Consider the following 19034-nt stretch of genomic DNA (forward strand, 5'->3'; position numbering starts at 1 on the left):
GCGACGCTTCTTACTTGAAGAAGCCGTCGTAGTTGTGCATCTTGAGCTGGCTCTCCAGCGAGGAGAGGGTGTCCATCGCAACGCCGACCATGATGAGGACCGAGGTGCCGCCGAACGCCTGGATGAGCGAGTTACCCGTGAACCAGAAGATGATGGTCGGCACGACCGCAAGAATAGCCATGAACAGAGCGCCCGGGAGGGTGACATGGTCGATGGTGTTCTTGATGTAGGCGGCGGTGGCTGCGCCGGGGCGCACACCGGGGATGAAACCACCCTGCTTGCGAAGCTGGTCGGCGGTCTCCTCCGGGTTGAACACCATGGAGGAGTAGAAGTACGCGAAGGCAACGATCAGAACAACGGAAAGAATCCAGTTGATCCAGCCAGACGAGAGCGCGTTGGCAAACGACTGCATCCACTCGACGTTCGGGAAGAACACCGCGATCTGGGCAGGCAGATACAGAATCGCCGAGGCGAAGATGATCGGCACGACGCCGGCGGTGTTCACCTTGATCGGGAGGTAGGTGGCCTGGCCGCCCATCATGCGGCGACCGACCACACGCTTGGCGTACTGGATCGGGATGCGACGCTGGCCGCGCTCCACGAACACGATGATGGGAACGATTGCGATGATGACCACCATAGTGACCACGGTGAGGACGACGTTGCCTGAGCCCGTCACCGAGGAGATAAGCGAGGTGGGCAGGCCGCTCATGATGTTCGCGAAGATGATGAGTGACATGCCGTTACCGATGCCGCGCTGGGTGATGACCTCGCCCAGCCACATGATGATCATGGCACCCGCGAGCATGGTGAAGACGACGATGAAGCTTTCGAGAGCCTCAGGGATACCCATGCTCGAGAAATCGACGCCATAGCTCTTGAAGAGGAACAGGTAGCCCACCGAGGAGATGAGAGCGAGACCGATCGTGAGGTAGCGCGTGTACTGAGTGATCTTGCGCTGACCAGTCTCGCCATCCTTGGCAAGCTCACCAAGCGAAGGAATCACGGCCTGCATCAGCTGCAGAATGATCTGCGCGGTGATGTAGGGCATGATGCCGAGGCTGAAGACGGACATGCGGGAAAGCGCGCCACCCGAGAACAGGTTAAGCACGGCCATAGCGCCGCTCGACGACATGCTGCTCTGGTAAGAGCTGAGCATATCCTGGAACGGAACTCCCGGGACGGGAAGATAGGCGCCGAACCTGTACAGCAGGAGGATTCCCGCGGTCAGGAGGATCTTCTTCCTAAGTTCCGGAACGCGAAACGCGTTGGCGATTCCCTTTAGCACGCCTGCTCGACCTTTCCTCCGGCCGCCTCAATCTTGGCCTTTGCAGAGGCGGAGACCTTGTCGACCTTGACGGTGAGCTTCTTGGTGAGCTCGCCGTCGCCGAGGACCTTCACGAGCTCGTACTCGTGTTTGATGACGCCCTTCTCGCACAAGGAGGCGCCGTCGACGGTCTCACCGTCGGCATAAAGGGCCTCGAGGCGGGAAAGGTTCACGGGCGCGTACTCGACTCGGTTGGGGTTGGTGAAGCCGGGGAGCTTCGGGAGGCGCATAGCCAGGACCATCTGGCCGCCCTCGAAGCCGGGGCCCTTGCCGCCACCGGAGCGGGAAAGCTGACCCTTGGTGCCGCGGCCGGCGGTGGTGCCGGTGCCGGAGGCGTTGCCGCGACCAAGGCGCTTGCGGTTCTTGCGGGAGCCCGCCGCGGGGCGCAGATCGTTGAGCTGCATTGGTTGACTCCTAGTTCTCTTCCACGTTAACGAGGTGCTTGATCTTGAAGATCATGCCACGGATGCCGGGGTTATCCGGCTGCTCGACGCAATCGCCGATCTTGCGAAGGCCGAGGGCCTTGGCGGTGGCGGTCTGGTCCTTCTTCACGCCGCAGACAGCGGAACGGACGAGGGTGATCTTGAGGGACTGAGCCATCTTTAGTTCTCCTTCCCGGCGAACATCTCACCGACGGTCAGGCCGCGACGCTCGGCGGTCTGCTCGGGGGTGGAGAGCTCCTTGAGGCCCTCGGCGGCGGCCTTAATCATGTTAAGGGCGTTGTTGGTGCCGAGAGACTTGGAGAGGACGTTGGTGATGCCGGCAAGCTCGAAGAGCGGACGGACGGGGCCGCCGGCGATGACACCGGTACCCTCGACAGCCGGTTTGATGAGGACGCGGCCAGCGCCGTAGTGGCCCTCAACGGCGTGCGGCACGGTGCCGGCCTCGGTGACCTCAACGTGGAACATGTTCTTCTTGGCGTCCTCGACGGCTTTGGAAATAGCCAGGGGCACCTCGGCGGACTTGCCGAGGCCGAGGCCCACATTGCCCTTGCCGTCGCCGACGACCACGAGGGCGAGCAGCGACATACGACGGCCGCCCTTGACGGTCTTGGAAACGCGGTGGATGAAGACGACGCGCTCCTGAAGATCCGTATCCTGCTGGCGCTTACGATCTCGTGCCATTGAATCCTCCTAGAACTTCAGGCCCGCGTTGCGGGCACCGTCTGCCAGAGCCTTGACTCGGCCGTGATAGATACGACCACCGCGGTCGAAAGTGACCGTGGTGATGCCCTTCTCGAGGGCACGCTTGCCGACGAGCTCACCGACGAACTCAGCGGCCTCCTTGTTGGAGCCGAGCTTACCGGTGGCGCGGAACTCGGGGTCGAGGGTCGAGGCGGCGCAGAGGGTGGAGCCGGTGACGTCGTCGATGACCTGGGCATAGATGTGGGCGTTGGTGCGGTGAACGGCGAGACGCGGACGCTCGGCGGTGCCGGAGACCTTGCCGCGGACGCGACGCTTGCGGCGCGCGAGGCCGTCCTGCTTGGCCTTGAACTTGTTCATTGCTTCTCCTTAAGAGACATGCCGATACCTGACGGGGTATCGGACTTATGCGTTAAGCGCTACTACTTGGCGGCCTTGCCGAGCTTGCGGCGGATGTGCTCGCCCTCATAGTGGATACCCTTGCCCTTGTACGGCTCGGGCGGGCGCTTCATGCGGATCTCGGCGGCAACCTGGCCGACCTGCTCCTTGGAGATGCCCTTAACGGTGATGTGGGTGTTGTCGGGCACGACAAACTCGATGTTCTCGGGAGCCGGGTAAACGACGGGGTGGGAGTAGCCGAGGGAAAGGTCAAGGTCCTTGCCCTTCAGAGCAGCACGGTAACCAACGCCGGTGAGCTCGAGCTTCTTCTCAAAGCCCTGGGAAACGCCGACGACCATGTTGTCGATGAGGGTGCGGGTAAGGCCCTGCTGAGCGTTGGAGGCGACGGACTCGTCGTTGCGCTCGACGAGAAGCTCCTCGCCCTCCTGCTTGATGGTCAGGAGCTCGGAGAACGTGCGGGTGAGCTCGCCCTTGGGGCCCTTGACGGTAACGGTGGTGTTATCGATAGCCACGGTGACTCCGGCGGGAACCACGACAGGCTTCTTGCCAATACGAGACATGTGAGTCTCCTTTCTTCCTGTCGGGGATTTACCAGATGTAGGCGATGACCTCGCCGCCGATGCCGGCCTTGCGGGCATCGCGGTCGCACATCATGCCGCGGGACGTGGAGACAACGGCGGTGCCGAGACCACCGAGGACGCGCGGAAGCTTGTCAGCGGTGGAGTAGATGCGCAGGCCGGGCTTGGAAACGCGCTTGATGCCCTTGATGACCTTAGCGCGGCGCTCGCCGTACTTGAGGGTGATGTGAAGGGTCTTCTGGGGCTTGGTGTCCTCGACCTCATAGCCCTCGATGTAGCCCTCCTCCTTGATGACGCGCGCGATCTCGACCAGAACCTTGGTCGACGGCATGGAGACCTCAGCCTTGTTGGCGGAGTTCGCGTTGCGAATGCGCGTCAGCATGTCAGAAACGGGATCGGTAATCTTCATGGATCCTTTTCTCCTTTGTTAATGATGAACCTGTGCGCTCGGTTCGCCCCCACCCTTAGCAGGTGCGCCTGAACGCCAGAGCCCTTTGCGTCCTACCAGCTAGCCTTGCGGACGCCAGGAAGCTCGCCCTTGCTCGCAAGCTCGCGGAAGCACACACGGCAGAGGCCGAACTTGCGATACACGGAGTGGGGACGCCCACAGCGCTGGCAACGGCTCTGCTTGCGGGTCGAGTACTTCGGCTCGCGCGACGCCTTGACGATCATCGATGTCTTAGCCACAAATCCTCCTTCAGAGAATCCTTGGGGCAGCGCGGACGCGCTCCCCTACTGCAAATATATTGACTACGCCTTCTTGAACGGGAAGTTGAAGGCGGAAAGAAGCGCCTTGCCCTCCTCGTTGGTGTTGGCGGTGGTCACGATGGTGATGTCCATGCCGCGGGTGTGATCGATCTTGTCGAAGTCGATCTCCGGGAAGATGAGCTGCTCGGTAACGCCCATTGAGAAGTTGCCGCGGCCATCGAAGGACTTGTCGGAAATGCCGCGGAAGTCGCGGATGCGGGGGATGGCGATGCAGATCAGGCGATCCAGGAACTCCCACATGCGGTCGCCGCGCAGGGTGACCTTGGCGCCGATCGGCATGCCCTCACGAAGACGGAAGGTAGCGATGGACTTGCGGGCGCGGGTGACCAGCGGCTGCTGGCCGGTGATGGCGCGAAGGTCGGCGACAGCGCCGTCGATGGCCTTGGAGTCGGTGGCGGCCTCGCCGACGCCCATGTTCACGACGATCTTCTCGATCTTCGGGATCTGCATGACGTTGCCGTAGCCGAACTGCTTCTGGAGCTCGTCGCGGACAGTGTCCAGGTACTGCTGCTTAAGACGCGGGACGTACTTCTCGTCTGCCATGTTTATCTCCTTAAAACCTGGGGTTTTAAGCCCGGGGCGTTTGAGCCTCGGACCTCCCTCGAGCCTGGCGAGCCGTCGGGAGCCTTCTATCTGCATGCGCCCGAGACAGAAACCTCCCGTCAACAGACGCGAGTGTCTATATTACGCCAATCCGTCCAGGCGCGTTAACGAGAATATCACGTCACCCTTCCTGCATAAAAACCGTTGCAGGCAACGTAGGGGCCCAGCCGGCAGGAAGCGCGGCGCCGAGTTCAAAGAGCGCCCGCCCGAATAACGCAGAGAGCCCCCGGAACTTCTCGAAATGGACACCCAAGCGAGCGAAGCTCACGCAGCCCATGTAGAGAAGTCCCGGGGGCTCCCGGACAGGTAAATCAGCCGCTCTTAGAACTCAGCGCCGCACTTCTTGCAAACGCGGATGGCGGTCTTCTTGCCGTTGAGCTCGCCCTGCTTGTGGCCGACGCGGGTCGGCTTGGAGCAAGAGGGGCAGACCAGCATCACGTTGGAAACGTGAATCTTGGCCTCCTTCTCAACGAAGCCGCCCTGCGTGTTGACGGCGGTGGGACGCATGGCTTTCTTGACCACGGCGACGCCCTCGACAACGACCTTGTCCTCGGAGGGATAGGCGCGCAGGACCTTGGCCTGCTTGCCCTTGTCCTTGCCGGAGATGACCTCGACGAGGTCGTCCTTCTTAACAGACATCTTAGGCACGGTGTATACCTCCTTAGAGCGTCTCAGGCGCGAGCGAGACGATCTTCATGTACTTGTGATCGCGCAGCTCGCGGGCAACGGGCCCGAAGATACGGGTACCCTTGGGCTCGCCCTCCTTGTTGACCAGGACACAGGCGTTCTGATCGAACTTGATGTAGCTGCCATCCTTGCGGCGGTTCTCCTTCTTGGTGCGCACGATGACGCAGCGAACGATGTCGCCCTTCTTCACCGAGCCACCCGGCGTGGCCTCCTGAACGGCGCCGATGACAACGTCGGCAAGGCCGGCGTAACGACGCTTGGAGCCACCAAGGACCTTGATGCACTTGACTCGCTTGGCGCCGGAGTTGTCGGCGACGGCGAGCATGGTCTCCATCTGAATCATGTTGGTGTTCCTCCGTATGGTTGCCAACCCAGAGGTGCGCCCTCACGTGCGGCGCACATGGGATGGCAAAGGGATTTGCAAAAACTTACTTGGCGCGCTCGACGATCTCGAGGAGACGCCAACGCTTGGTCTTGGACAGCGGACGGGTCTCCATAACAGTGACCTTATCGCCAAGGCTGCACTCGTTGTTCTCGTCGTGAACGTGGAGCTTCTTGGAGATGGTCATCATCTTGCCGTACTTGGGGTGGTGCTTGCGGTAGTCGATCTTCACCGTCACGGACTTGTTGCCGGAGATGGAGACGACGATACCGGTGCGAACCTTGCGCGCGTTCCTGTTTTCGGTCTCAGCCATGTCTTACCTCTCCTGCAATCTACTGCTGGGCAGCGGTCTTCTCCGCTGCCTTCTGACGGGCCGTCTGCTCGGTGAGGCAGCGGGCGATGTCCTTCTTCACGTTCTTGACGCGAGCGGTGTTGTCGAGCTGGCTCGTGGCCATCTGGAAACGAAGGTTGAAGAGCTCGGCGCGGCCCTCCTCGACCTTCTTAACGAGCTCGGCGTCGCTGAGCTCCTTGATGTCCTTGTACTTCATTAGGCTTCCTCCCCGTCCTGCTGAGCGGCGCGGTGGACAATCTTGGTCTTGATGGGCAGCTTGTGCTGGGCGAGACGCAGAGCCTCACGAGCGACTTCCTCGGGAACACCGTCGATCTCGAACATGATGCGGTCGGGCTTGACGACGGCCACCCACTCCTCCGGGTTGCCCTTGCCCTTGCCCATACGGGTGTCCTGGGGCTTCTTGGTGATGGGCTTGTCCGGGAAAATGGTGATCCAGACGCGGCCGCCACGCTTCATGTGACGGGTCATGGCGATACGAGCAGCCTCGATCTGGCGGTTGGTGATCCAGTGGGCCTCGAGCGCCTGGATACCCCAGGTACCGAAGTGCAGCTCGGTGTTGCCCTTTGCGTGGCCCTTCATGGAGCCGCGCTGAACCTTACGGTGAAGAACGCGCTTAGGGGCGAGCATTAACGGGCCCTCCTCTCGTTACGGCCGCGGCGGGGACGCGAAGAACCCTCAAGAGCCGGACGCGGGGTCGGCTGGCCGGGAAGCTTCTCGCCGAGGTAGATCCAAACCTTGATGCCGCAGGCACCCATGGTGGTGCGAGCGGTGGAGGTGCCGTAGTCAATCACGGCACGAAGGGTGTGCAGAGGCACGCGACCCTCGCGGTACCACTCGCGACGGCCCATCTCGGCGCCGTTCAGACGGCCGGAGCACTGGATACGGATACCCTTGGCGCCGGCCTTGCGGGCGGACTGGACAGCCTTGCGCATGGCGCGACGGAAGGCGACGCGCTGCTCGAGCTGCTCAGCGATGGACTGAGCAACGAGGTTGGCGTCGAGCTCGGGGCGCTTGACCTCGATGACGTCGACGTTGACCTGGCCCTTGGAGACCTTTGCGACGCGCTCGAGCTCAGAACGCAGGGCGTCGATGTCGGCGCCCTTCTTGCCGATGACGATGCCCGGGCGAGCGGTATAGATGGTGACCTTGACCTTGTCGCCGGCGCGCTCGATGTCCACGCGGGACAGGGCGGCGTTAGCGAGGCGCTTGTTCAGGAACTCGCGGATGGCGAGGTCGTTGCCGAGGTTCTCGGCGTAGTTCTTCTCGGCGTACCAACGGGAACGCCACTCCTCGGTGATACCGAGACGGAAGCCGGTAGGCTGAACCTTGTGACCCATGCTTTCCCTACGCCTCCTTTCGAGGAGCGACGACGACGGTGATGTGGCTCATGCGCTTGTTGATGCGGGAAGCGGAGCCCTTGGCGCGAGGACGGATGCGCTTGAGCGTGGGGCCCTCATCGACGTAGGCGAGCTTGACGTAGAGGTCGTCAGCGCGAAGGCCGTTGTTGTTGACGGCGTTGGCGATGGCGGAACGCAGAACCTTGTTAACGGGCTCGGCGGCAGCGCGGGTGCTGAACTGCAGAACCTCGAGCGCCTTGGCGACGGGGAGGTTGCGGATCATGTCGACGACCATGCGGGTCTTGCGAGGAGCCATGCGCACGTACTTGGCGGTGGCGCGGACCTCGGTGGTGGTGTTGTTAGCCATTTACTACTAATCCCCCTACTTAACCTTGTGACCCTTGAAGGTGCGGGTCGGGGCGAACTCGCCGAGCTTGTGGCCGACCATGGACTCGGTCACGTACACGGGGACGTGCTTGCGGCCGTCGTGAACGGCGATGGTGTGGCCGACCATCTCGGGGTAGATGGTGGAAGAGCGGGACCAAGTCTTCATAACGTCCTTGGTGCCGGCCTCGTTCTGAGCGGTGACACGCGCGAGGAGGCGAGTCTCCACGAACGGGCCCTTCTTGAGACTTCTGCTCATGTGTTCTATCTCCTAAACGTGTGACTACTTGGTCTTGCGACGACGGATGATCAGACGGTTGCTGGCCTTCTTCGGGTTGCGCGTCTTGTAACCCTTCGTCGGCTTGCCCCAAGGAGTAACGGAGGGACGGCCAGAGGTGTGGTTCTTGCCCTCGCCGCCGCCGTGCGGGTGGTCGACCGGGTTCATGACGGTACCACGGACGGTCGGGCGGACGCCCTTCCAGCGGTTGCGGCCGGCCTTGCCGATCACGATGTTGGAGTGCTCGGCGTTGCCCACGACGCCGATGGTGGCGCGGCAGGTGAGAAGGACGCGGCGAAGCTCGGAGGAGGGCATGCGCAGGACAGCGTAGCCGTTGTCCTTGCCCATGAGCTGGACGGAGGTGCCGGCGGAACGGGCCATAGCGGCGCCCTTGCCGGGCTGGAACTCAACGTTATGGATCAGGGTACCGACGGGGACCTCGGAGAGCGGCATGCAGTTGCCGGGCTTGATGTCGATGTCCTTGGTGCCGGAGATGACCATGTCGCCCACGTGGAGGCCCTCGGGAGCGATGATGTAGGCCTTGGCGCCGTCAACGTAGTGAAGAAGCGCGATGCGGGAGGTGCGGTTCGGGTCGTACTCGATGGTCGCGACCTTGGCCGGGACGTCGTCCTTGCGGCGCTTGAAGTCGATGCGACGGTACTGACGCTTGTTGCCGCCACCCTGGTGACGAACGGTGATGCGGCCGTTGTTGTTGCGGCCGCCCTTGTGGGGCAGGGGCTCGAGAAGGCTCTTCTCGGGCTTGTCCGTCGTGATCTCCGAGAAGTCGGAGACAGTCTGGAAACGCCTGCCGGCGCTCGTCGGCTTGAGGTGCTTAACTGCCATTTGGTTCTTTCCCTTCTTTGTCCGTTGGCCGCCCCGCTCAGGGATTGGCGAGACGACACCGGATTACCACGGTACCGCGCGTATCCATTATGCGCGGCATAGAAGCCCGGCCTCCCCTATTGGGAGGCGCGGGCAGAAAAACCGAACTTACTCGGCGGCCTGGGTGGCGAAGATCTCGATCGACTCACCGTCGGCGACGGTGACGACGGCCTTCTTCCAGGAGCGGGTCATACCGGACTGGTAGCGGACGCGCTTCATCTTACCGCGAACGTTCATGGTGTTGACCTTGACCACGTGCACGTTGAAGATCTTCTCGACGGCGTCGGCGATCTCCTCCTTGCAGGCGGACTTGGCAACCTCGAACGTGTACTTGCCCTGCTCCATGAGGTCGTAAGAACGCTCGGAGACGATCGGGCGAACGATGACGTCGTAGGCGGAGTTCATTATGCGAGCACCTCCCCGAACTTCTTGGCGACATCGGCAGCGAGGACGAGGGCCTTGTTGTCGATGAGCAGGCGGCTGGTGGCCTCGACGTCAGCGATGATGGTGACGTTGTCGAGGTTGCGGAACGACAGGTAGGCGTTGATGGCCTCGTCGTTGACGACGACGGTCACGCGCTTGTCGTCGGTGATGCCCAGGGCGTGCAGAGCGGCCTTGGCAGCCTTGGTGGAAGGCTCGGCGAAGTCGAAGTTGTCGACGACGTAGAGCTCACCGTCGGCGAGCTTGCCGGAGAGCACGGAACGCATAGCAAGCTTGACCATCTTGTTGTTGATCTTCTTGTTGTGCGTGCGCGGGGTGGGGCCAAAGACGACGCCGCCGCCGACCCACTGCGGGGCACGGGTGGAACCCTGGCGGGCACGGCCGGTGCCCTTCTGGCGGTAGGGCTTGCGGCCGCCGCCGGAGACCTCGTGGCGGTTCTTGACCTTGTGGGTGCCCTGACGCAGGCAGGAGTCCTGGCAGACAACGACCTGGTGGATAACGGGGATGTTCGGCTCGATGCCGTAGACGGCGTCGGCGAGCTCGGTCTGCTCGACCTCAGCCCCCTCGACGTTCTTGACGGAAATCTTGGACATTGTGTCCTCCTAATAGACCTAAAGGTTTACTTTCTCGGGGCCCTTAGGCCATGCGGACCTGGACGAGGCCGTTCTTGCCGCCGGGGACAGCGCCCTTGACGAGCATGAGGTTCTGCTCGGCGTCGACGCGGACGAGCTTGAGGTTGCGCACGGTGACGCGCTCGTTGCCCATGTGGCCGTACATGTGGAGGCCCTTACGGACGCGCGCGGGGTAGGCGCACTGGCCGATGGAACCCGGCTTGCGCTGGTTGCGGCAACCGTGGGTCATGGGGCCGCGGGAGAAGTTCCAGCGCTTGATGGTGCCCTGGAAGCCCTTGCCCTTGGAGGTGCCGGTGACGTCGACGGACTTGACGTCGGAGAAGTCGGCCACGGTGACGACGTCGCCGCAGTTGTGCTCCTCGCCGTTCTCAACGCGAACCTCGCGCAGGAACTTCATAGGCTCGACGCCGTGCTTGGCGAAGTGGCCGGCCATGGGCTTGTTGACGTGCTTGGAAGTGATGTCTCCGAAGCCGATTTGGACGGCGTCGTAGCCGTCGGTCGCCTTCGTCTTGACCTGCGAGACGGTGCAGGGGCCAGCCTGGATGACGGTCACGGGGACGACGTTGTCGTTCTCGTCCCAGACCTGGGTCATACCGAGCTTGCGGCCAAGGATGGTGTTGACCATGCTCTTTCCTTACCTTCGGTGGTCATGGGACACGTGAGGCACCCTTTGCCTCAACCCCAGCGGACCACGTCCTTTACCTGCTGTTTTGTTTGGAGACACAGTAATACCCAAATTTCGCAGCTTGTCTACTATACACGTGCAGGCGGCCATTCACAATCTCTACGCAGAACTTTTTTGCCCATCTACCTGCGGCGCAAATTTCCCCGCACCCGGGCGTATCTATGTTCTGCACAGCCGTCCTCGAAGCCCCATCCGCCCCGTCCGCCCCAACCACTCGCCCCGCCCCGCGCTCCCGTCCCCTCCTTAAAGTTCGGAAGGCTTCCAAACTTAAGAACGCATCAAGACCCTAATGACGTAGGTCATCTACCTGCGGTTATACGTTATCTAACCAAAGTTCGGAAGGCTTCCGAAGTTTGGAAGCCTTCCGAACTTATAGGGACAGGTTGGCGACGTGGCGGCGGGACCGCAGCGGGGGCGGGCGGTTAGGCGAGGGGGTCGGTTATGGAGAGAAGCTCGAAGGAATCGGCGGGCTCGTCGTAGTCGAAGGCAAAGATTCCGCAGTTGGGGAGCCTGCCGGGGGCGGGCGCGCCGTCCGGGAGGTTCATGGCGATGAACTGACGGCTGGCCGATCCGTGCGAGACGGCGACGGCGCAACGAACGTTCTGGCGCCCCATGAGATCACGCAACCCCTCGAGCATGCGGATACGCAGGGCGCGGTTGCCCTCTCCCCCATGGGCCACGAGCTCCTCGCCCGGATCCCACACGTCGCACGGAAGCTCTGAGAAGGGACCCTCCTCAAAGCGCCCATATGAGCGCTCGATAATCCGCGGCTCGGGCAGAACCTCGCCAATAAACCCCAGCTCATCGGCCAAGACCCGCGCCGTTGCCAGCGCACGTCCCAGAGGCGACGAGACCATGGCGTCAGGCGACGCGCCGTGCTCACGAAGCCACGCACCCGCAGCATGAGCCTGGCGCACGCCCAGCTCCGTCAGCGACGAGTCGCACCGCCCCTGCACCCTCCGAACCAAGTTGAACTCCGTCTGCCCATGTCTCACCAAATAAAGCCGTTTCATAAGAGCGACCCCCGAACGCCCGGATAGTCCGTGCCGACACACTTCCCTGAAGACCATACTCCTGTCGGAACCGAGCTCAAGCTCTAAGCTCCGCGACGTTAACGCAGAGCGCCCCCTTGATTGTGTAGGAAGGCGTCCAAGCACGCGAAGCGTGCGCAGCCTTCCGAAGCAACCAAGGGGGCGCTCGGACAGCTAAAAGCTAAAGCTTAGAGCTTGATCTCGATATCAACGCCAGCGGGGAGGTCGAGACGCATGAGGGAGTCGACGGTGCTGGAGGAGGGATCGAGGATGTCGATGAGGCGCTTGTGGGTGCGCATCTCGAACTCGTCGCGGGAATCCTTATCCTTGTGCGGGGAGCGGATGACGCAGTACAGGTTGCGCTCGGTCGGCAGGGGGATGGGGCCGCTCACGCGGGCACCGGTCTTCTGAGCGGTGTCGACGATGAGCTTGGCGGACTGATCAACGACCTCGTGGTCATAGCCCTTGAGGCGGATCCTGATCTTCTGGCTGGACACTGTGGTACCTCCGTAAATGAGCTATCGCTCGGGTCGTTTAGTTGGTGCCGTTCTTGGCGACAATCTCGTCGCGGACGGCCTTCGGGACGGGCTCGTAGGAGTCGAACTGCATGGTGTAGCTTGCACGACCCTGAGTCTGGGAGCGGAGGTCGGTAGCGTAGCCGAACATCTCGCCCAGGGGCACCTTGGCGCGGATGACCTTGGTGTCGCGGCGGTCCTCCATGCCCTCGATCTTGCCGCGGCGACCGGAGAGGTTGCCCATGACGTCGCCCATGTACTGCTCGGGAGTCTCGACCTCGACGGCCTCGATCGGCTCGAGCAGGACGGGGTCGGACTTCTTGAGGGCGTCCTTGATGGCCATGGAGCCGGCGATCTTGAAGGCGGCCTCGGAGGAGTCGACCTCGTGGTAGGAACCGTCGATCAGCTTGACCTTGACGTCGACGACCGGATAGCCGGCGACGACACCGGTCTGGAGCGCCTCCTGGATGCCCTTGTCGATCGAGGGGATATACTCCTTCGGGATGACGCCACCGACGATGGCGTTCTCGAACTCGTAGCCCTTGCCCTCCTCGTTCGGCTCGATGTCGATGACGGCGTGGCCGTACTGGCCGCGGCCGCCGGACTGGCGGACGAACTTGCCCTCGGCGTGATTGACGGCCTTGCCGGCAGTCTCGCGGTAGGCGACCTGCGGCTTACCCACGTTGCAGTCGACCTTGAACTCGCGACGCAGACGGTCGACGATGATCTCGAGGTGCAGCTCGCCCATGCCGGCGATGATGGTCTGGCCGGTCTCGTGATCGGTGTGGACCTGGAAGGTCGGGTCCTCCTCGGCGAGCTTGGCAAGGCCCACGGACATCTTGTCCTGCTCGGCCTTGGTCTTGGGCTCGACGGCGACGTCGATGACGGGGTCGGCGAACTGGATGGACTCGAGGATGATCGGGTTCTTCTCGTCGCAGAGGGTGTCGCCGGTGGTGGTGTTCTTGAAGCCGACGCAAGCGACGATGTCGCCGGCGGAGCAGGCCTCACGATCAACACGGTCGTTGGCATTCATCTCGAGGATGCGGCCCAGACGCTCGCGGTTGTCCTTGGTGACGTTGTAGACGTAGGAGCCCGCCTCGGCGTGACCGGAGTACACGCGGATGTAGGTGAGCTTGCCGACGAAGGGGTCGGTCATGATCTTGAACGCCAGGGCGGAGAAGGGCTCCTTGACGTCGGCGTGACGGACCTCGGGCTCACCCTTGGGGGTGGTGCCGTCGATCTCGGTAACGTCGAGCGGGGAAGGCAGATAGTCCACGACGGCGTCGAGGAGCTCCTGGATGCCCTTGTTCTTGTAGGCGGAGCCAACGAAGACCGGGTTGATGCCGCCCTCGAGGACGCCCTTGCGGATGGCGGCCTTCAGGGTGTCGACCGGAACCTCGGCCTCCTCGAGCACGAGCTCCATGATCTCGTCGGAGAAGTTGGAAGCGGCGTCGAGAAGCTCGTCACGCTTGGCCTGGGCCTCATCAACAAACTCGGCGGGAATCTCATCCATGGCCTCGGGGTAGATCATGCCCTTGGCGTCTTCCTTGAAGTCCCAAGCGGTCATGGTCACGAGGTCAATGATGCCCCAGAAGTTGGCCTCAGAGCCCATGGGGAGCTGAGCGGCAACGGCGGGAGCGGAGAGACGCTCCTTCATGGTCTCGATGGCGTGGTCGAAGTCGGAGCCGACGCGGTCGAACTTGTTGATGAAGGCGATGCGGGGCACGTTGTACTTGGTGGCCTGACGCCAAACGGTCTCGGACTGCGGCTGGACACCAGCGACGGCGTCGAAGACGGCAACAGCGCCGTCGAGGACGCGCAGGCAGCGCTCGACCTCAGCGGTGAAGTCGACGTGGCCCGGGGTGTCGATGATCTGGATGACGTGATCCTTCCAGAAGCAGGTGGTAGCAGCGGAGGTAATGGTAACGCCGCGCTCCTGCTCCTGAACCATCCAGTCCATGGTGGCGGCGCCGTCGTGGACCTCGCCGATCTTGTGGTTCTTGCCCGTGTAGTAAAGGATGCGCTCGGTGGTGGTCGTCTTACCGGCGTCGATGTGGGCCATGATGCCGATATTACGAAGCTTGTCGAGCTGATACTTAGCCTTAGCCATTAGTGGTTATCCCCTCGGACTAGAAGCGGTAGTGAGAGAACGCGCGGTTGGCCTCGGCCATCTTGAAGAGGTCCTCGCGCTTCTTGACGGAGGCGCCGACGCCGTTGGAGGCGTCGAGAATCTCGTTGGCGAGACGCTCGGCCATGGTGTTCTCCTTGCGAGCGCGGGAGAAGTTGACCATCCAGCGGATGGCGAGGGTGGTGGCACGACGAGAGCTGACCTCCATGGGGACCTGGTAGGTGGCGCCACCGACGCGCTTCGGCTTGACCTCAAGGGTCGGGCGGATGTTGTCCATGGCCTTCTTGAAGACGGCCAGCGGGTCCTCGCCGGACTTCTCGGCGACCATGTTGAAGGCACCGTAGACGATGCGCTCAGCGGTGGCCTTCTTGCCGTCGAGGAGGACCTTGTTGATGAGCTGGGTCACGAGACGGTTGTTGTAAACGGCGTCAGGCTGGACCTCACGACGGTTAGCTGCTGCACGACGCGGCATGTGAATCTCCTTAAGAACTTAAAGCGGGTGTTTGCTTGGGAAGTCGTCTTACTTCGGGCGCTTGGTGCCGTAGCGGGAACGGGCCTTCTGGCGGTTCTGGACGGCAGCGCAGTCGTAGGCGCCGCGGACGATCTTGTAGCGCACACCGGGGAGGTCGCGGACGCGGCCGCCGCGGATCAGGACGATGGAGTGCTCCTGGAGGTTGTGGCCCTCGCCGGGGATATAAGCGGTGACCTCGATGCCGTTGACGAGACGGACACGGGCGACCTTACGAAGAGCGGAGTTCGGCTTCTTCGGGGTGGTGGTGAAAACGCGGGTGCAGACGCCACGCTTCTGGGGGTTGTGCTGGAGAGCGGCGTTCTTGGACTTGCTCTTGACGCTCACGCGGCCCTTGCGGACGAGCTGGTTGATAGTAGGCAAGGTTATCTCCTTCTTATACCTATCGACGTGCTTCTTTGTGTGTATTCAAGGGCCGCTCAGCACAGCAACCCGGATTGACGCGAGGATGTACTTTACGCGCGACTCGCGGCAGTTGTCAAAACGCCACGGAGCCGGGCGTATCCATTTCACACGGAGTCCACAGATAAGACAGGGGGCAGCGGTTTGGGGACAGTCCCCTTTCTGCACGCGAGTCGCCGTTTCGAGTTATTCGCCCAATGGCTCGGCATTGCGCTCGCGGTCCTCGTGCGTGTGCAAAAAGGGGACTGTCCCCAAAACGCAGTCCCCTGTCTTATCAGCAGGCCTCGATCTCGGTGAGCTCGATTTGGTCGCCGGTAACAAGCACGGTGTTCTCGCTGGCGCAATACGGGCAGGTACGGCCGTGCTCGACGGTCGAGTAGGTGCGCCCGCAGTCGTTGCATACGGTAACGGCCGGCGCCTCCTCCACCTCGAGCACCGAGTCGCGGATCAGGTCATTCTTCTCGGCGGTCCAGCGCCAGCAGTCCACGAGGTAGTCGGGCACGACGCCCGAGACTTCGCCCAGCGTAAGCTTCACGCGGCTCACGGAGGTGAGGGAGTTCTGCTCTCCCACCTCCTCGACCATCTTTACGATGTGGACGACGATTCCGAGCTCGTGCACGCGCGCTCACCTACTTCTACTTGCCCGGCTTGTTCTTGTTGCCGTGGAGCAGCAGCTTGATGCCGCGCTTGGCGGCGTAGGGCAGCACAGCGCCCATCTTCTTCTCGGATGCGACCATGGTGGAACACTCGGGGTGGTCGCGCTTGAGGTGGATGGCGTCGAACTCGCAGCGCGTGGTGCACAAGCCGCAGCCGATGCAGCGGTTGGGATCGACGATAGAGGCGCCGCACTTGAGGCAGCGGGCCGTCTCCTTCTTGACCTGCTCCTCGGTGAAGGTGTGGCGCACATCGGTCCAGTCGTGCAAGAGCGAGTGCACGTGATCGCAGATCGGACGCACGCGACCGGCATGGTCGTAGTCGCCGGGGTCCACGAGGATGTTCGTCTTGTCCAGCTCCACGTAGTGCAGCTGGTTGCGGCCGATGGTCAAAGACGCCTTCTGCGCGTAGCGGTGCAGGCTGATGGCGGCCTCGTGACCAGCGGCGATGGCGTCGATGACGAACTTGGGGCCGGTGTAGACGTCGCCGCCAACAAAGACGTCGGGCTCGGCGGTCTGGTAGGTCTTCGGGTCGGCCACGGGGCCGTTTTCGCGCCCGAGCTCGACTTTGGAGCCGGCGAGAAGGTCGCCCCACTCGATGCTCTGGCCGATGGAGAAGACAACGTTGTCGCAGGGAACTGTGATGGTATCGTCCTCGTCGTAGATGGGCGAGAAGCGGTGATTGTTGTCGTAGACGCGGGTGCAGCGCTTGAAGGTGACGCCGGTCACGTGGCCATCCGCGCCCACCTGGAAGGCGGCCGGGCCCCAGCCGTTCTTGATGACGACACCCTCCTCCTCGGCCTCGACGATCTCCTCGGACAGGGCCGGCATCTCGTCAAGCTGCTCGAGGCAGTACATGGAGACTGCAGGCGAGCCGCCTCGGACCGAGACGCGCGCGGCGTCGATGGCCACGTTGCCGCCGCCGATAACGACGGTCGTGCCGGAAACGTTCTGGTCGGGTTCGTCCACGGCTCCGCGCAGGAAGTCGACGGCGGTCACGATGCCCTCGGCGTCCTCGCCGGAAACGCCCACGCGGCGGCCGCCCTGGCAGCCAATGGCCACGTAAAAGGCACAGAAGCCCTGCTTACGCAGCTCGTCGAGGGTGACGTCCTTGCCCACCTCCACGCCGCAGCGGATTTCGACGCCCATCTCGCGCATGACGTCGATCTCGGCGGCGACGACGTCCTTGGCCAGCTTGTAAGCCGGGATGCCGTAGGTCATCATGCCGCCGGGCAGCGGGTTCTTCTCGAAGACGACGGGCGCGTAGCCCTTGTCGGCTAGGTAATAGGCGCAGGAGAGGCCCGCGGGGCCGGCGCCGATAATAGCGATCTTCTGCTTAAAGGCGCCGCGCATGCTGGGGATCGTCGGCACGGGCACGTAGCGGGTCTGGGCGTCGAGGTCCTTCTCGGCGATAAACTTCTTAACCTCATCGATAGCAACGGCCTCGTCGATGGTGCCGCGGGTGCAGGCGGCCTCGCAGCGGCGATTGCAGACGCGGCCGCAGACGGCCGGGAAGGGGTTCGCGCGCTTGATGATGCCGAGCGCCTCGGTGTAGCGGCCCTGGGCAGCCATGCGCAGGTAGCCCTGGACGGGTACGTGCGCGGGGCAGGCCACCTTGCAAGGCGCGGTGCCGGACTCGTGGCACTCAATGCGGTGGTTGTCCTTGTAGTCCCAATCCCAGTCGTCCTCGCCCCATTGATTGTCGTCGGGAAGCGGCTGAATGGGGTACTCTACCCGCCCATTCTTTGTGCAGAGCTTCTGGCCGAGCTTCGGGGCGCCGGCAGGGCAGACCTCGACGCAGGCGCCGCAGGCCACGCACTTCTCGGCCTCGACGTGGGCCACGTAGGCGGAGCGGGAGAGATTCGGCGTGTTGAACAGCTGAGAGGTGCGCAGGGCGTGGCAGACGTTCACCTGGCAGTTGCAGATACCGAAAATCTTGTTCTCGCCGTCGATGTTGGTGATCTGGTGCACGAAGCCGTTCTTCTCGGCGCGCAGCAAGGTGTCGATGACCTGGTCATAGGTGATGAAGTGGCCCTTGCCGGTCTCAACCAGATAATCGGCCATGTCGCCGATGCCGATACACCATTCCTGCGGGTCGTCGGGACTGCCCTCGCCGCGGGCGCGCTCGCCCAGGCGGCAAGAACAGGCGCCGGCAGCGTAGCGGTCGTATTTCTTGAGCCAGTGCGAGATGTGCTCGACGTCGACGGAGGTGTTCTCGTGGCTGATGGACTTCTCGACGGGAATGACGTGCATGCCGATGCCGGCGCCGCCGGGCGGGACCATCTTGGTCACCTTGGTGAGCGGCAGGTAAGCCATGCGCTCGAAGAAACTGCCGAGCTCAGGGTGCTCCTCGAGCTGCTTTTGGTTCATCAGCGTGAACTCGGCCGAGCCGGGAACGAACATGGGCAGCACGTACTGCTTGGTCTTGGTAGGGTTCTCCCAGTTGTACTCGATGATGCCCTTGATGGACATGGAATCGAGAAGTTCCTGGACGCAAGCCTCGTCCATGCCGGATTTCTGGACGAGCTGCGCGAGCGTCATGGGGACACGGACCTTCATGTGGCGGGTGAGCGAGGCCTCCTCGTCGGTCATGACAGAGGCAAGGCCCCAGTAGTCGGGATCCTTCTCGCTGGTCTTGTTGCCGATGCGGTCGGTGATCTTGGCGGCTTCGCGCAGGACGCCTGGCTTCAGCGGCTCGCTGGCAGCGGGGCCCGGCGTGTTGCGGTCCTCGTTTGCCCAGGTGGTAAAGGTATCGACCTCGCTCATGTACTCCGGAGCGATGATGCGGGTCGGCTCGCCTGCCGGGTTGGTCGTCGGGATGACGTTGCGCGCGGCGACCTCCTCGTCGGTGAGCGTGCCCCTCATGGGGTTCTCGTCCAGGTTGACGGACATGTTCCTCT

The 19034-nt window shown here is 62.8% G+C and carries 28 protein-coding genes; all 28 read right to left on the minus strand.

Going from position 1 to position 19034, the window contains the following annotated elements; translation table 11 throughout:
* Positions 1-10 precede the first annotated feature (10 nt).
* Positions 11-1288, minus strand: coding sequence for a preprotein translocase subunit SecY (gene secY, locus U5709_RS04780; protein ID WP_321971683.1), 1278 nt, complete (start codon positions 1286-1288; stop codon positions 11-13).
* Complete coding sequence (gene rplO / locus U5709_RS04785; RefSeq protein WP_321971684.1) at positions 1282-1731, minus strand: 50S ribosomal protein L15; 450 nt, start codon at positions 1729-1731, stop codon at positions 1282-1284. The genes secY and rplO overlap by 7 nt, the downstream gene beginning before the upstream one ends.
* Positions 1732-1741: 10 nt before the next feature.
* Entirely contained in the window at positions 1742-1927 is a 186-nt protein-coding gene (gene rpmD / locus U5709_RS04790) for a 50S ribosomal protein L30 (RefSeq protein WP_321971685.1), read from the minus strand.
* Positions 1928-1929: 2 nt separating this feature from the next.
* Positions 1930-2451, minus strand: coding sequence for a 30S ribosomal protein S5 (gene rpsE / locus U5709_RS04795; RefSeq protein ID WP_321971686.1), 522 nt, complete (start codon positions 2449-2451; stop codon positions 1930-1932).
* Between the two features lie 9 nt (positions 2452-2460).
* Positions 2461-2829, minus strand: coding sequence for a 50S ribosomal protein L18 (rplR, locus tag U5709_RS04800; RefSeq protein ID WP_321971687.1), 369 nt, complete (start codon positions 2827-2829; stop codon positions 2461-2463).
* 62 nt (positions 2830-2891) lie between these two features.
* Complete coding sequence (gene rplF / locus U5709_RS04805; protein WP_321971688.1) at positions 2892-3428, minus strand: 50S ribosomal protein L6; 537 nt, start codon at positions 3426-3428, stop codon at positions 2892-2894.
* A gap of 28 nt (positions 3429-3456) precedes the next feature.
* Positions 3457-3855 (minus strand): 30S ribosomal protein S8, encoded by a 399-nt coding sequence (gene rpsH / locus U5709_RS04810; RefSeq protein WP_321971689.1) that lies wholly within the window; start codon positions 3853-3855, stop codon positions 3457-3459.
* Positions 3856-3947: 92 nt separating this feature from the next.
* Entirely contained in the window at positions 3948-4133 is a 186-nt protein-coding gene (locus U5709_RS04815) for a type Z 30S ribosomal protein S14 (RefSeq protein WP_021727074.1), read from the minus strand.
* A 63-nt stretch (positions 4134-4196) separates the two neighbouring features.
* Entirely contained in the window at positions 4197-4757 is a 561-nt protein-coding gene (gene rplE / locus U5709_RS04820) for a 50S ribosomal protein L5 (RefSeq protein WP_321971690.1), read from the minus strand.
* 381 nt (positions 4758-5138) lie between these two features.
* Positions 5139-5456: a 50S ribosomal protein L24 gene (gene rplX / locus U5709_RS04825; protein ID WP_321971737.1), complete on the minus strand. Its 318-nt coding sequence runs from the start codon at positions 5454-5456 to the stop codon at positions 5139-5141.
* 22 nt (positions 5457-5478) lie between these two features.
* Positions 5479-5847, minus strand: a complete 369-nt coding sequence (gene rplN / locus U5709_RS04830) for a 50S ribosomal protein L14 (protein WP_321971691.1) — start codon at positions 5845-5847, stop codon at positions 5479-5481.
* 85 nt (positions 5848-5932) lie between these two features.
* The gene (gene rpsQ / locus U5709_RS04835) at positions 5933-6199 is read right to left on the minus strand and encodes a 30S ribosomal protein S17 (protein ID WP_321971692.1); all 267 of its coding nucleotides are present in this window, start codon (positions 6197-6199) and stop codon (positions 5933-5935) included.
* Between the two features lie 19 nt (positions 6200-6218).
* Positions 6219-6434, minus strand: a complete 216-nt coding sequence (gene rpmC, locus U5709_RS04840; RefSeq protein ID WP_321971693.1) for a 50S ribosomal protein L29 — start codon at positions 6432-6434, stop codon at positions 6219-6221.
* Positions 6434-6865, minus strand: a complete 432-nt coding sequence (gene rplP / locus U5709_RS04845; RefSeq protein WP_321971694.1) for a 50S ribosomal protein L16 — start codon at positions 6863-6865, stop codon at positions 6434-6436. Before rplP ends, rpmC begins: the two co-directional genes overlap by 1 nt.
* Positions 6865-7575: a 30S ribosomal protein S3 gene (gene rpsC, locus U5709_RS04850; protein WP_321971695.1), complete on the minus strand. Its 711-nt coding sequence runs from the start codon at positions 7573-7575 to the stop codon at positions 6865-6867. Before rpsC ends, rplP begins: the two co-directional genes overlap by 1 nt.
* A 7-nt stretch (positions 7576-7582) precedes the next feature.
* Positions 7583-7942 carry a 50S ribosomal protein L22 gene (gene rplV / locus U5709_RS04855; RefSeq protein WP_321971696.1) on the minus strand — a complete coding sequence of 120 codons (360 nt, stop codon included), beginning with the start codon at positions 7940-7942 and terminating at the stop codon, positions 7583-7585.
* A 15-nt stretch (positions 7943-7957) separates the two neighbouring features.
* Positions 7958-8218: a 30S ribosomal protein S19 gene (rpsS, locus tag U5709_RS04860; RefSeq protein ID WP_321971697.1), complete on the minus strand. Its 261-nt coding sequence runs from the start codon at positions 8216-8218 to the stop codon at positions 7958-7960.
* 24 nt (positions 8219-8242) lie between these two features.
* Entirely contained in the window at positions 8243-9079 is an 837-nt protein-coding gene (rplB, locus tag U5709_RS04865) for a 50S ribosomal protein L2 (RefSeq protein ID WP_321972917.1), read from the minus strand.
* A 147-nt stretch (positions 9080-9226) separates the two neighbouring features.
* Positions 9227-9523, minus strand: a complete 297-nt coding sequence (rplW, locus tag U5709_RS04870; RefSeq protein WP_321971699.1) for a 50S ribosomal protein L23 — start codon at positions 9521-9523, stop codon at positions 9227-9229.
* Complete coding sequence (gene rplD, locus U5709_RS04875; RefSeq protein WP_321971700.1) at positions 9523-10152, minus strand: 50S ribosomal protein L4; 630 nt, start codon at positions 10150-10152, stop codon at positions 9523-9525. Before rplD ends, rplW begins: the two co-directional genes overlap by 1 nt.
* Before the next feature lie 43 nt (positions 10153-10195).
* The gene (gene rplC / locus U5709_RS04880; protein WP_321971701.1) at positions 10196-10816 is read right to left on the minus strand and encodes a 50S ribosomal protein L3; all 621 of its coding nucleotides are present in this window, start codon (positions 10814-10816) and stop codon (positions 10196-10198) included.
* 482 nt (positions 10817-11298) lie between these two features.
* Positions 11299-11946 carry a histidine phosphatase family protein gene (locus U5709_RS04885; RefSeq protein ID WP_321972918.1) on the minus strand — a complete coding sequence of 216 codons (648 nt, stop codon included), beginning with the start codon at positions 11944-11946 and terminating at the stop codon, positions 11299-11301.
* 149 nt (positions 11947-12095) lie between these two features.
* On the minus strand, positions 12096-12404 hold the full coding sequence (gene rpsJ / locus U5709_RS04890; RefSeq protein ID WP_117205672.1) for a 30S ribosomal protein S10: 309 nt from the start codon (positions 12402-12404) through the stop codon (positions 12096-12098).
* A gap of 37 nt (positions 12405-12441) precedes the next feature.
* Complete coding sequence (fusA, locus tag U5709_RS04895; protein WP_321971703.1) at positions 12442-14532, minus strand: elongation factor G; 2091 nt, start codon at positions 14530-14532, stop codon at positions 12442-12444.
* Positions 14533-14551: 19 nt separating this feature from the next.
* Positions 14552-15022, minus strand: coding sequence for a 30S ribosomal protein S7 (gene rpsG / locus U5709_RS04900; RefSeq protein ID WP_321971704.1), 471 nt, complete (start codon positions 15020-15022; stop codon positions 14552-14554).
* Positions 15023-15070: 48 nt separating this feature from the next.
* Positions 15071-15442: a 30S ribosomal protein S12 gene (gene rpsL / locus U5709_RS04905; RefSeq protein WP_321971705.1), complete on the minus strand. Its 372-nt coding sequence runs from the start codon at positions 15440-15442 to the stop codon at positions 15071-15073.
* Positions 15443-15755: 313 nt separating this feature from the next.
* Positions 15756-16100, minus strand: coding sequence for a hydrogenase maturation nickel metallochaperone HypA (locus tag U5709_RS04910; RefSeq protein ID WP_321971706.1), 345 nt, complete (start codon positions 16098-16100; stop codon positions 15756-15758).
* A 16-nt stretch (positions 16101-16116) separates the two neighbouring features.
* A complete protein-coding gene (locus U5709_RS04915) occupies positions 16117-19026 on the minus strand; it encodes an FAD-dependent oxidoreductase (protein ID WP_321971707.1) in 2910 nt (969 codons plus the stop codon).
* Positions 19027-19034: the final 8 nt, after the last annotated feature.

Source organism: Paratractidigestivibacter sp., from assembly GCF_963660155.1.
Lineage (GTDB): Bacteria > Actinomycetota > Coriobacteriia > Coriobacteriales > Atopobiaceae > Paratractidigestivibacter.

Excerpts from the sequence above, each read along its gene's own strand:
- rplO (WP_321971684.1), bottom strand. The coding sequence starts at position 1,731 with ATGCAGCTCAACGATCTGCGCCCCGCGGCGGGCTCCCGCAAGAACCGC.
- rpmD (WP_321971685.1), bottom strand. The coding sequence starts at position 1,927 with ATGGCTCAGTCCCTCAAGATCACCCTCGTCCGTTCCGCTGTCTGCGGC.
- rpsE (WP_321971686.1), bottom strand. The coding sequence starts at position 2,451 with ATGGCACGAGATCGTAAGCGCCAGCAGGATACGGATCTTCAGGAGCGC.
- rplR (WP_321971687.1), bottom strand. The coding sequence starts at position 2,829 with ATGAACAAGTTCAAGGCCAAGCAGGACGGCCTCGCGCGCCGCAAGCGT.
- rplF (WP_321971688.1), bottom strand. The coding sequence starts at position 3,428 with ATGTCTCGTATTGGCAAGAAGCCTGTCGTGGTTCCCGCCGGAGTCACC.
- rpsH (WP_321971689.1), bottom strand. The coding sequence starts at position 3,855 with ATGAAGATTACCGATCCCGTTTCTGACATGCTGACGCGCATTCGCAAC.
- rplE (WP_321971690.1), bottom strand. The coding sequence starts at position 4,757 with ATGGCAGACGAGAAGTACGTCCCGCGTCTTAAGCAGCAGTACCTGGAC.
- rplX (WP_321971737.1), bottom strand. The coding sequence starts at position 5,456 with ATGTCTGTTAAGAAGGACGACCTCGTCGAGGTCATCTCCGGCAAGGAC.
- rplN (WP_321971691.1), bottom strand. The coding sequence starts at position 5,847 with ATGATTCAGATGGAGACCATGCTCGCCGTCGCCGACAACTCCGGCGCC.
- rpsQ (WP_321971692.1), bottom strand. The coding sequence starts at position 6,199 with ATGGCTGAGACCGAAAACAGGAACGCGCGCAAGGTTCGCACCGGTATC.
- rpmC (WP_321971693.1), bottom strand. The coding sequence starts at position 6,434 with ATGAAGTACAAGGACATCAAGGAGCTCAGCGACGCCGAGCTCGTTAAG.
- rplP (WP_321971694.1), bottom strand. The coding sequence starts at position 6,865 with ATGCTCGCCCCTAAGCGCGTTCTTCACCGTAAGGTTCAGCGCGGCTCC.
- rpsC (WP_321971695.1), bottom strand. The coding sequence starts at position 7,575 with ATGGGTCACAAGGTTCAGCCTACCGGCTTCCGTCTCGGTATCACCGAG.
- rplV (WP_321971696.1), bottom strand. The coding sequence starts at position 7,942 with ATGGCTAACAACACCACCACCGAGGTCCGCGCCACCGCCAAGTACGTG.
- rpsS (WP_321971697.1), bottom strand. The coding sequence starts at position 8,218 with ATGAGCAGAAGTCTCAAGAAGGGCCCGTTCGTGGAGACTCGCCTCCTC.
- rplB (WP_321972917.1), bottom strand. The coding sequence starts at position 9,079 with ATGGCAGTTAAGCACCTCAAGCCGACGAGCGCCGGCAGGCGTTTCCAG.
- rplW (WP_321971699.1), bottom strand. The coding sequence starts at position 9,523 with ATGAACTCCGCCTACGACGTCATCGTTCGCCCGATCGTCTCCGAGCGT.
- rplD (WP_321971700.1), bottom strand. The coding sequence starts at position 10,152 with ATGTCCAAGATTTCCGTCAAGAACGTCGAGGGGGCTGAGGTCGAGCAG.
- rplC (WP_321971701.1), bottom strand. The coding sequence starts at position 10,816 with ATGGTCAACACCATCCTTGGCCGCAAGCTCGGTATGACCCAGGTCTGG.
- U5709_RS04885 (WP_321972918.1), bottom strand. The coding sequence starts at position 11,946 with ATGGTCTTCAGGGAAGTGTGTCGGCACGGACTATCCGGGCGTTCGGGG.
- fusA (WP_321971703.1), bottom strand. The coding sequence starts at position 14,532 with ATGGCTAAGGCTAAGTATCAGCTCGACAAGCTTCGTAATATCGGCATC.
- rpsG (WP_321971704.1), bottom strand. The coding sequence starts at position 15,022 with ATGCCGCGTCGTGCAGCAGCTAACCGTCGTGAGGTCCAGCCTGACGCC.
- U5709_RS04915 (WP_321971707.1), bottom strand. The coding sequence starts at position 19,026 with ATGTCCGTCAACCTGGACGAGAACCCCATGAGGGGCACGCTCACCGAC.